At 36.5% G+C, this 11,343-nt stretch carries 9 protein-coding genes and 1 pseudogene; 6 read left to right on the top strand and 4 right to left on the bottom strand.

What is annotated here, in order from left to right; genetic code table 11:
- On the bottom strand, window positions 1–2,247 hold a 2,247-nt coding region (locus AC3DU7_RS09080), incomplete at its 3' end, for a tetratricopeptide repeat protein (RefSeq protein ID WP_488039030.1).
- 313 nt (window positions 2,248–2,560) lie between these two features.
- On the opposite strand from AC3DU7_RS09080, the gene AC3DU7_RS09085 reads away from it, so the two are divergent.
- The 5 genes and pseudogenes from AC3DU7_RS09085 to AC3DU7_RS09105 all read left to right on the top strand — a co-directional run bounded on the left by AC3DU7_RS09085 (window position 2,561) and on the right by AC3DU7_RS09105 (window position 8,919).
- Window positions 2,561–4,729 carry a hypothetical protein gene (locus AC3DU7_RS09085; RefSeq protein WP_488039031.1) on the top strand — a complete coding sequence of 723 codons (2,169 nt, stop codon included), beginning with the start codon at window positions 2,561–2,563 and terminating at the stop codon, window positions 4,727–4,729.
- A gap of 15 nt (window positions 4,730–4,744) precedes the next feature.
- Window positions 4,745–5,122, top strand: a pseudogene (locus AC3DU7_RS09090) (class I SAM-dependent methyltransferase); the annotation flags it as partial.
- A 647-nt stretch (window positions 5,123–5,769) separates the two neighbouring features.
- A complete protein-coding gene (locus tag AC3DU7_RS09095; RefSeq protein ID WP_488039032.1) occupies window positions 5,770–5,928 on the top strand; it encodes a hypothetical protein in 159 nt (52 codons plus the stop codon).
- A gap of 113 nt (window positions 5,929–6,041) precedes the next feature.
- Entirely contained in the window at window positions 6,042–7,319 is a 1,278-nt protein-coding gene (gene glyA / locus AC3DU7_RS09100; RefSeq protein WP_488039033.1) for a serine hydroxymethyltransferase, read from the top strand.
- 487 nt (window positions 7,320–7,806) lie between these two features.
- Window positions 7,807–8,919, top strand: a complete 1,113-nt coding sequence (locus AC3DU7_RS09105; RefSeq protein ID WP_488039041.1) for a glycosyltransferase family 4 protein — start codon at window positions 7,807–7,809, stop codon at window positions 8,917–8,919.
- Between the two features lie 437 nt (window positions 8,920–9,356).
- On the opposite strand, the gene AC3DU7_RS09110 is transcribed toward AC3DU7_RS09105, so the two are convergent.
- Genes AC3DU7_RS09110 through AC3DU7_RS09120 form a run of 3 tightly spaced genes read right to left on the bottom strand, consistent with a single transcriptional unit; the run spans window position 9,357 to window position 10,524 of the window.
- Window positions 9,357–9,674, bottom strand: a complete 318-nt coding sequence (locus AC3DU7_RS09110) for a hypothetical protein (protein ID WP_488039034.1) — start codon at window positions 9,672–9,674, stop codon at window positions 9,357–9,359.
- Entirely contained in the window at window positions 9,671–10,189 is a 519-nt protein-coding gene (locus AC3DU7_RS09115) for a hypothetical protein (RefSeq protein WP_488039035.1), read from the bottom strand. The genes AC3DU7_RS09110 and AC3DU7_RS09115 overlap by 4 nt, the downstream gene beginning before the upstream one ends.
- Window positions 10,174–10,524: a tetratricopeptide repeat protein gene (locus AC3DU7_RS09120; RefSeq protein ID WP_488039036.1), complete on the bottom strand. Its 351-nt coding sequence runs from the start codon at window positions 10,522–10,524 to the stop codon at window positions 10,174–10,176. The genes AC3DU7_RS09115 and AC3DU7_RS09120 overlap by 16 nt, the downstream gene beginning before the upstream one ends.
- A gap of 52 nt (window positions 10,525–10,576) precedes the next feature.
- On the opposite strand from AC3DU7_RS09120, the gene AC3DU7_RS09125 reads away from it, so the two are divergent.
- Window positions 10,577–11,343 (top strand): CinA family nicotinamide mononucleotide deamidase-related protein (locus AC3DU7_RS09125; RefSeq protein WP_488039037.1); only part of this gene is annotated, 767 nt, incomplete at its 3' end.

Genomic DNA, 11,343 nt, shown 5'->3' on the forward strand with positions numbered 1-11,343 from the left:
CTGTTGACCTGTTTCTGTAATTTTGACACTAACTTCAACTAACCCATTACTATGTAAAGATGGCGGAATCTTCTGAGCAAAAGCATGATATCCGTGAGTATCAAAAGCCTCCGCTAAATCTTGACGATATTTATTCGCCACTAACGTTCCGATTAAATTATTACCGACAAAAATATCAAGAAATACAACTTTTTCAGGGTCTTTTTTATGTCTCGCCCAACCAGAAACATAGTCGAGAGTTGCATAATCAAGGCAACCTTCAAACTCAGTTTCTCCTAACAAACTCAGACTACCAAATTCCCCTGTTTTGATAATATTTTGTAGCGATGAAACTTCCTCCAACTTTGCCTTCGCCTTAGAAAAATGAGGGTCTATTTCCAAAGCACGACGATAACAAATAATCGCTTCACTTAATGGATTTTTTTTCGTCTTAGCCTCACCTAACTGAAAATGAAATTTTGCCGAATTAGGTCTTAACTCTACAGCTTTAGCATAAGCTGTCACTGCCTCATCCCATCTCCCTAATCTTGACATAACTTCTCCAATATGGTAAAAGACATCAGCAGATTTAGGGTTAAGTTGACTAGCTTTCGTATAAGCAGCGATCGCCTCATCCCATCTTTCTAGTTGGGTTAAACTCTCTCCCAAAACATGATAAACCGCTGCCGAATTTGGATTAATTTTTGCTGCCCGACCATAACATACCACTGCCTCATCCCACCGTTTCAGCCTACTCAAAGTATGACCTAACTGATGATGAACTTCCGCTGTATTAATACCTAGTTCAATAGCTTGACGATAACTGACAATAGCATCATCAAATTTTTGTTGCTGCACCAAAGCTAAAGCCAGACTATGATGAACTTCCGGCAACTTGGGGTTGAATTCCAGGGCGCGACGATAATTAACAATAGCCTTATCCCACTGTTTCTGTGAAGCATAAACTTTCCCTAAATAGCCATATAACTCAGCTAAATTCGGATTAAGCTTAATGGCCTGTTGAAAAAAAGCGATCGCCTCATCCCACTGTTTAATATTACTCAGAGCTTTGCCCAAGTCTCCGTAAGCTTCAGCTAAGTTAGGATTAAGTTCTACAGCCTGGCGGAGAACTACCACTGCCCAATCATTTTGCTTTAGTTGAATCAAAGCATGGCCTAACTGATGATAAATATCGGGAGAATTGGGTTGAAGTTCCGAGGCTTTGCGGTAAGCTACTACAGCTTCCTCCCATTTTTGCTGTTGAGAGAGGGCATACCCCAAATAATGATGAACTTCTGGAGAGTTGGGCTGGAGTTCTGTAACTTTACGGTAAGCTATTGTCGCTTCATCCCATTTTTGCTGTTGAGCCAGAGCATAACCGAGATGGTGATAAACTTCTGGGGAGTTTGCTTGAAGTTCCGTTGCTTGACGATATGCTGAAATAGCTTCATCCCATTGTTGCTTTTGGGTCAGAGCATATCCAAATTGATGATAAATAGCTGCTGTAGGAGTAGTGTCTTTGTCGCTGCCCAACAAATCAATAGCTCGGCGATAAGCAACAATAGCTTCATCCCACCGATGCAATTTTGATAAAGTTTCCCCACAATAATGATAAACAGTAGCAAAATTAGGAATTATTTGGCAAGCCTTTAAATAAATTTCGGCAGCTTGATGGAGGTCTCCTAATTTTGTCAGAGCTGTTCCTAATTTTTGATATCCTTCCCAGAAACCAGGGTCAATTTCAATAGCTTTGCGATAACAGATTATCCCTTCCTCAATCTGACCTTGTTTTTCTAGAGCCACTCCTAAGTTGAGGTGGGCAACACCAGAGTCAGGTTCTAGATATATAGCTTTTTGGAAATGGGAAATAGCCTCATAAAGTAACCCCTTCTCCACTAAAGCTGTTCCTAAACTGATATAGAATTCTGAGAAATTAGGATTAATTTCTATGGCCTGGGAGTAAGAAGCGATCGCCTGTTCCAACTGACCTTGTTGTTTTTGGACATATCCCAAGCTATGGTAAGACCAGGCTGAGTTAGGTTTAAGTTCGATCGCCTTTTGGTAGGCAATATTTGCTTCTTTCCATTTACCTATCTTGGCTAAAGCATCTGCCAAAGTTTGTTGGTAGAAAGCAAATTTGGGGTTAAGTTCGATGGCTTTGTGGTAGAGAGTAATAGATTTTTCTAATTGGCCTGCTTCTACAGCCTGGTTGCCTTGTTGAAAATATTGGGCTGCAGTATCTGGAGTTACTGGGAACGAATTACTCATATTTTTCTTCATTTAAGACTACTTTATATAGCATCAGGTGATCAACTTAGAAAATTATAGGTTGCTGTATTCTATCATTATGATTTTGAGATAAGAATCATAGTTAATTAGGGCTGTCTATCCTAATAAGCAGAAACTGCAATTACTTGGTGTTAAGCTACGCCAAAATCTGAGATAATGGGCAACAATCTTAACATAATTTACGTCAGCCAATATTAATGTTTTATTTGTTTGTAGCTAGGGAGCAACTGCTACAAATATTAATTAAATTTTATTGCTTGAGTATAGCAATATAACTACGGAGTTTTCAATTATGTCTGATACAAAAAAACAAAAGTCATCACAAGATTTATTTGAGGAACTTGCCCAAAAAAAGAAATTATTATCAGAATATCAGTCTAAATTAAATCAGGCCAAAACAGACTGTGAAAAACATAACCCTCTACAAAATAAAACTGAATTAGAAAAGCCAAAACCAGCTACTGACAAATCTATATCAATTGCATCTAAGAATATTGCAGTTAATAAGTTAACTACCAATAGTCAAGCTAGCACTTTACCAAGTGAAAAATATAAGAATAAATTAGTTAAATTATCTGGCTGTCATATTGATGAATATTCATACATCATCAATACAATTAGTCCAAAAATGCCAAAGAACTTATTAATATTTGGCATCGGTAAAGACAGTAGTATTTGGATGGAAATTAATAAAGAAGGTAGAACTATATTTATAGAAGATAATCCAGAATTGTTTAACTGGGCAAAAGAAAATCATCCAGGTATTGTCGCTTATTTAGTTGATTATGGTACAAAAAGGAAAGACTGGCTAAATTTACTAACTGAATATAGTCAGGGTAAAGAATGTTTTTCAATGGTACTGCCAGAAGAGATTGTGCAAACAAAATGGGATGTTATTTTTGTAAATGCACCTGCTGGATACTCAGAAGAAATGCCAGGCAGAATGAAGAGTATATATATAGCTGCCAAACTAGCTTTTGAAGCTCGAAGTACAGATGTTTTTGTACATGATTGTCATCGCCAAGTAGAAAATATTTATAGTAGCTATTTTTTCCATCAAGAAAACTTAGTTACTGAAATTCGGAGATTGAGGCATTATAAAGTTACTAGTAAAGAAGATTTATTTCATCAAAAATCTATAAAACTAATAAATCAAGAGCAACATCCGTCAGAAAATATTCAAGTAGAAATTTCCAGTGTTAAATTATTAAAGCCTGTTTCAAATCTATTACATGGGTGTTATTTAGATAGGCCGAAACAAGGACAAATTTTTCAGCAGAATACAATTAAATTAGCGGGGTGGGTAGTTGGAAAAAATCATCCTGCTGTAGCAGTAGAAATTATGAATAATGGTCAAGTAATTCAAACAGCATCTATCAACAAACAACGTTCTGGTGTAGCAAAGGCTTATCCTCAAGTTGCTCATGCAAAAACAAGTGGTTTTTCCACAGAAATACAAGTAATTAGTTTACCAAAAGAATCTGAATTAACATTACAAGCCATACTTAAAGATAAAAGTCGTGTACCTCTAGGTTCTTTAAAGTTACAGTCTAAATATCGTAGTTCGATAGGGGTAATTTATATTGCAACTGGAGAAAAATTTATTCGTGAAGCTTGTGAATCAGTAGCTAGTTTAAAAGCAAAAATGCCAAATCTACCAGTGACAATTTTTGCTAGTGAAGATATCAAAAATTCTAACTTTGACCAAGTAATAGTAATAGAAAAACCAGATTACAATCATGTAGATAAAATCAAATATATGTATGCTTCGCCTTACGATTACACATTATTTCTAGATACAGATACCTACATATCTGCTAACTTTTCAGAAATATTTACACTCCTAGATAAATTTGATATGGGAGTAGCTCATGCTCCCCTAAATATTAGAGGTTTTGTTAATGGCGTACCAGAAAGTTTTCAACAGTTAAATACAGGAGTAATCTTATATAAAAAATCTCCTCAAGTAGAAAAGTTTTTTGCCAAATGGTTAGAATTATATAAACCACCTAATGCCGATCAACCTACTTTTAGAGAAGTTTTATATAACAGTCAACTCAGAATTTCCACTCTCACCCCAGAATATAACTGTAGATTTCCTTTTTCTGGAGTGATTTCTGGAACTGTAAAAATACTACATGGAAGGCATAAAAATTTGCCATTAGTAGCTGAAAAAATAAATTCAGGAAAAGGCTTGCGATTTATCAACCCTGAAGAATTTAAACATCTGGAAAAAAATCTCAAGCAATCTACTCAAGTAACTAATACCTCATTGCCAAACTCTAGCAATAATAAGTTAGCTAATCTTCAAACAGAAGTTGTCGTAAAGAATATAAAATCTCCAAAAAATATAACAAAAAATCAACCACCAAGTATCAGAAACACTCCCATGTTAACTCCAGAAGCTACTGATTTTTTGGAGAACTTTCTCAAACAAAAACCAGATGCTAATGTATTATAATTTGGCAGTGGTGGCTCTACAATATGGATGTCTAAACTGACTAAAAAACTTATTTCTATTGAACATGATACTAAGTGGCATAATAAAGTAAAAAATAATCTTCAGCAAGATGCAACTTGTAATCCTGTAGACTTAAGACTTTTATCTAAGCCATATCACACAGTATGTGACAAATTTCCTCAAGAATTTTTCGATTTAATTATTGTTGATGGTCGCGATAGAGTGAAATGTATTGAAGCATCAATTAAGGTTTTAAAAAAAGGAGGAATATTAATGGTAGATGATGCGCAAAGAGAAAAGTATAAACCAGCTTATGATTTACTCAAGGATTGGCTAATTACAAAAACTATGAGTAAACCTAGAGATACTTATTGGTGGCAAAAGCCATTGTAAGCATTCAGCCTTCAGCTCTCAGCTATTAATGTTGGGAAAAGTCATTTCAGTTATCAGTACTTCCTACTAAAGCCGGAGGCAAGAAAATCCTGAACTGAATATTCTCTTGGTCGATTGGATATGGCAAGGAAACCCGCTCTTGACAGAGCCACTCCGAAGATCGCCATCCCTCAACCACTTTTCATATCAAATCCGGTAGCATCGGTGTAACCCACATTCCGCACTTCATTTTGTATTGCAATAAGTTACAGAAAACTTGTCTATTTAATTATAGCAATGAGTGCTGGTATATTTACAAATTGCAGGATTTGCCCAATAGCTAAAAGTCTTATGTTATCGGCAATTTATTCCCTCTGTTGCCTGTTGCCTGCGCACAGCGCTATAAGTCTATTTAATTAAGTAGAATGGTGCAAAAAAAACAGCAAGTTAGTAACGAAAAGTAAATTTGCCAAAAACTCTCTTCCCTTCTGCTCTCTGCTTCCTACCTTTTCATAACGATAATTTTCAAAACCGACCTACTTAAGTAGAATTACTTATAGTGTTTTTAGTATAAAAAAAATGTCTTTAATGGAAGAAATAACAGTTAAAAATCTCGACCATTTAGGAATAGTGGCAGGACTAATTGATGAAAAAAGTTTCCCTGCCCAATGATTGGTTTTGATATTGAGAAAGTAGCAGAATTAATTAATTTACCTGAAAATTATGTAATGGGCCCTATGGTAGCTATTGGCAAAAAAGTTAAAGAGCCTTGGCCAAAACCAGGGCAATTATCGTTGAGTGAGTTAGTAATTGAAAATAAATTCTAAAAGTAAATTAATTATAGCTCTGCTAGTTTAAACTAAATTCCTCCGCCCCACACTGAAAACCTAAGTTCCGGTGTGGGGCATATACTTTTAATGTAACCTCAAAAAATATAGACATGATTAACGCTAACTTTCTCGCTGATACTGACCCCTTAGTAGCCGAACTAATTCAAAAAGAATATGGACGGCAACAAGACCACCTAGAACTAATTGCCAGTGAAAACTTTACCTCAGCAGCAGTAATGGCTGCCCAAGGTTCCGTACTCACCAATAAATACGCCGAAGGTCTCCCAGGTAAACGTTACTACGGTGGCTGTGAATTTATAGACGAAATCGAACAAATAGCCATAGACCGCGCCAAAGAATTATTTGGAGCTGCCCATGCCAATGTACAACCCCATGCTGGAGCGCAGGCCAACCTTGCCGTGTTCCTCACCTTGTTACAACCAGGGGACACAATCATGGGAATGGACTTATCCCACGGCGGACATTTGACCCACGGTTCTCCAGTTAATATTTCTGGTAAGTGGTTTAATGTTCATCATTATGGTGTCAGTCAGGAAACAGAAGCTATAGATTATGACCAAGTTCTCGAACTGGCAAAGCAACATAAACCCAAACTACTAATTTGTGGTTATTCTGCATATTCTCAAATAATTGATTTTGAGAAATTCCGGGCGATCGCCGATGAAGTTGGAGCTTATTTATTAGCAGATATTGCTCATATTGCTGGTTTAGTAGCAACGGGCCATCATCCCAACCCCATTCCCCACTGTGACGTAGTCACAACTACTACTCATAAAACCTTGAGAGGGCCACGAGGCGGTTTAATCCTCACCCGCGACCCAGAATTAGGCAAAAAACTGGACAAGTCAGTATTTCCCGGAACTCAAGGGGGTCCATTAGAACACGTTATTGCAGCTAAAGCAGTAGCATTTGGAGAAGCATTAAAGCCAGAATTTAAAGCTTATTCCGGCCAAGTGATTGAAAATGCTAGTGCCTTAGCAACCCAACTGCAAGAACGCGGATTAAAAATAGTTTCTGGTGGTACGGAAAATCACGTTATGCTAGTGGATTTAAGGTCAGTAAGTATGACAGGGAAAAAGGCAGATAAATTGATGAGTGGAGTTAATATTACTACTAATAAAAATACTGTACCTTTTGACCCACAGTCTCCTTTTGTTACCAGTGGCCTCCGACTGGGTTCTCCTGCAATGACAACCAGAGGCATGAAAACTACTGAATTTAGTGAGATAGGGGATATTATTGCGGAACGGTTACTCAATCCAGAAGACGAAGGGGTAGCTCAAATGTGTCGAGATAGGGTAGCATCATTGTGCGATCGCTTTCCCCTCTATCCTCATCTCATGGCTAAAGTTCCCAGTCTAGTCTAAATAATTTTGGATGGACAATTGAGGAGAGGATTTTTCAGAAGTTGAGGTTTTATGTATAGCGCTATAGTTTTGGTAACTATACATAAAGTATAGTGAATCGGTAATATCATGTCCGCTTGAACACTTACGATAAAAGTTTCGCTGAGATTTTGAAATACAAAGTCTCTGTAAGTTTTATATCGTAACTAATTATCCGGACATGATATAACTTCTAATTTGGGATTGATTTCTAGTTTTGAGCTACTAGTAAATTAAAAGACTAGATTTTATCCCTAAGCTGTATATTTCACTATGAATTAGTAGAGGCGTTGAATACAATGTCTCAAGCATAGATAAAGACCAATTTATCTACAGAAAATACTATATACCGTAGCACTATAGTTTAAATCCACTGTACATGGGATTTAGACTAAGGTTTGACGATCAAAAGCTCAAGTATTTTTATAACTATACCCAATTATTTATATAGTAGCAAAATATATTAATGATGCTAGGCCAAATTAATAATTTCTTATTAACTTTTAACCCCCCATTACTTCAGGTACCTCATTATCTGTACCATTTAATTACCTTAATAATTTCAACTTTTGTTGTACTTTTGATTACACCAATTATCCGAAAAATTGGTTTAAAAATTGGGCTTGTAGATCCTCCAGGCGATCGAAAAATTCATAAACAGCCAATGGTACGTTTGGGAGGAGTTTCTATTTTTATTGGAAGCTTAATCGCCCTTTTAGTTGTTTGGTGGTTAGGAGGATTTATAGATGCTAATGGTAATATTTTACCTCCAGAAAAAGAGTTTGAAATCTGGGGTGTAACAATTGGTGGTTTAGCTTTTTTCTTAATTGGTTTAGCAGATGATTTGTTTGGTTTATCTCCCTTATTTAGGTTATTCATGCAAACTATTGCTGCTAGTATGGCTTGGATAGTAGGTGTACAAATTGAATTTCTGACAATTCCTTTTTATGGGCTAGTACATATTAATATTCTGAGCTGGCCTGTGACTGTTATATGGTTAGTAGGTATGGCAAATGCAATTAATTGGATTGATGGTGTAGATGGTTTAGCTGCTGGTGTTTCTGGTATTGCAGCTTTTGTGATGTTAATTGTAAGTATATTTATGGATCAACCGGCAGCAGCTTTAATTGCCGCAGCTTTAGCAGGTGGAACATTAGGTTTTCTTCGTTATAATTTTAATCCAGCCCAAATATTTATGGGGGATGGAGGAGCTTATTATGTAGGATTTACTTTAGCAGGAGTAGGAGTAATAGGTTTAGTAAAAACTACTGTGGTTACTTCTGTTATTTTGCCATATCTAATACTAGCAGTGCCAATTATTGATATGTCTGCTGTAATTTTAGACCGTTTACGAAATGGTGAATCTCCTTTTATTGCAGATAACCGCCATCTTCATCATCGTTTATTAGATGCTGGTTTATCCCAAAGATTGACAGTTTTTTTTATCTATTCATTAACACTTTGGGTCGGAAGTTTAGCCATGGCTTTTTCAGGTATTCCTAGTGGTACAATTTATGCTTTTAGTGCTACAGGTTTACTAATTTATACCAGTTGGAAAGTTTGGAAACACAAACAAGCTTAAACGTTTTATTGAGCTGGGGAGTAGGGGAGCAGGGGAGTGGGGCAGGGACTATTTATTGTCACGGCTAGAAAAAAGGAAGAGGGGGAAGAGGGCCTCGAATGCGACTTAAACGGAGCGCGTGGAATCTTGATCAAAAGCGTGGTAGAGAAATTTTCTACCACATTGGGAGATACCCCCTCAGTAAGTTAATCTTGCTGTGCATTGTTAACAATTGTTAGCAAAATCGTATCGGAAGCACAGGAACTCAAAAAAATATAGGGTTGTAAATATTCGGGCGACGACAAAGAATTAGTCCTGGGGTAGGAACGGGGACGCACAAGACGCGGGGACGCACCAGATGGGTGAACAGGCAATAGTTTCGGCTATTTTATGTGAATAAATTTTCTGGAATTTCATGGGAAAGCGATCGCCTATTTTAATGTTACGAGAGGCAATGGCTAAGTATTGCTTCCTACTTTTTTTAATGCTTTATATTCATCCCAAATCTTGTCTGGAGAATAATAATCTTTTAGTAACTCATAATCTCTGGCATAAAAGTCAATTAATTTTTTCATAGATTTCTCTGACAACTCTGCTATTGAATAGACAATTACATCTAAACTTTCATGTTTTTGTCTAAAAAAACCTGAATGGGAACTACCAAGTATAATGTATTTTTTATCTGGCTTACTAGGATTATTGTTAACGCCTTTCCATAATCTGGTTAAATTAAATCTCTGATAATTTTTATTATGTAATTCCCAATAAATATTCAACGCTTTGCCAAGTCGATTTTGTTTACTGAGAAACTGAGCGTATTATGGCGATATCTCAATTGATAATTTGCTACCAAACCACCAGCCAAAGACATATAAAAATTATGCGACTGGGGATTTAACTTAATAGCTTGACGATAAGCAGCGATCGCCTCTGGTAATAGAGTCCAACTTTTACTTTTCAGGGCATTTCCCAAATGCAAGTAACCAGAAGCAGCTTGGGGATGAGAATCTACTGCCTTTTGAAACAGAGAAAGATAAGAATTCAAAACTGTTTCAGCTAATTCTAATTTTCCTAACTGAGTTAGTGCTTTAGCTAATTGTGGATAAGCATGTTTATGCTGGGGAAATTTATCAATTACTTCTTGCTGAGTATTAACCGCATTTTCCCAATCCTGAATAGCAGTCAAAATACGAGCTAAACCATCTTTACCCTGAAGTTTACAGGGAAACTTTGTAGCTAATTGATTATAAATAATCTCAGCTTGTGCAAATTTTCCTAAATTGAGTAACACATTACCTTTCTGCACATAGAAATTAAAAAAGAAATAGCCTTCTGCGAACAACTAATAGCTTCATCTAATTCACCTTGTTTGATTAAAACTTCAGCTAAACTATTATGGAAGTTGGCAGAATTAGGATTAAGTTTAATAGCCTGTCGATATTTGGCTATGGCCTGATGCCATTTGTTTTTTTGGACAAACAGTCGTCCTAAGTAATAGTAATTCCAGGAGAAATTGGGCATTAATTCGATGAGTCTCTGATATTCTCTTTTGGCATCATCTAGTTTATTGGCCCTTAATAGTTCGTTAGCAATTTTCAGGGAACTTGGGGGTATAAGTTTAGGCATCTAATTAGATTTTGAGATAATTTAAAACAGAACTTAACTACCTTCTATTTAGATGATTGCAGAAATAATATGTGTTGGCACAGAACTACTATTAGGAGATATCCTGAATAGTAACGCTCAATATTTAGCACAAGAATTAGCAAGATTAGGAATAGCTCATTACTATCAAACCGTAGTGGGGGATAATCCAGAAAGAATCAAACAAGTATTAGCGATCGCTACCCAACGCTCCCAAATATTAATTTTCACAGGAGGTTTAGGCCCAACTCCAGACGACCTAACTGTGGCCACCATAGCCGACTATTTTAATACTCCACTGATAGAAAGACCAGAAATTATAGAAGATATTATCAAAAAATTTGCCCATCGGGGTCGCACCATGACCGTAAGTAATCGGAAACAAGCCTTAATTCCCCAGGGTGCAAGTATTTTGCCTAATCCTATTGGTAGTGCCCCAGGAATTATTTGGCAACCACTGGCAAATGTCACAATAATGACATTTCCCGGAGTTCCCAGCGAAATGAAATTAATGTGGCAAGAAACTGCTGTAACTTATATGCAGTATCAGGGTTGGTGTGGTGAAACTATCTATAGTCGGACATTAAAATTTTGGGGCATTGCAGAGTCAGCTTTGGCAGAAAAAGTAGCCCCATTGTTGGAAATGAAAAATCCTACAGTTGCTCCCTATGCTAATCATGGAGAGGTAAAATTACGAATTTCTGCTCGTGCTAAGTCTCAAGAATTAGCTGATAAATTAATTTTGCCTGTAGAACAAAAAATACGAGATATTGCAGGAATTGACTGTTATGGCATTAATGA

This window comes from Okeania sp., assembly GCF_983059655.1.

Bases quoted from the DNA above. Each gene is read 5' to 3' on its own strand.
- AC3DU7_RS09085 (WP_488039031.1), top strand. From the start codon at position 2,561: ATGTCTGATACAAAAAAACAAAAGTCATCACAAGATTTATTTGAGGAA.
- AC3DU7_RS09095 (WP_488039032.1), top strand. From the start codon at position 5,770: ATGATTGGTTTTGATATTGAGAAAGTAGCAGAATTAATTAATTTACCT.
- glyA (WP_488039033.1), top strand. From the start codon at position 6,042: ATGATTAACGCTAACTTTCTCGCTGATACTGACCCCTTAGTAGCCGAA.
- AC3DU7_RS09105 (WP_488039041.1), top strand. From the start codon at position 7,807: ATGCTAGGCCAAATTAATAATTTCTTATTAACTTTTAACCCCCCATTA.
- AC3DU7_RS09120 (WP_488039036.1), bottom strand. From the start codon at position 10,524: ATGCCTAAACTTATACCCCCAAGTTCCCTGAAAATTGCTAACGAACTA.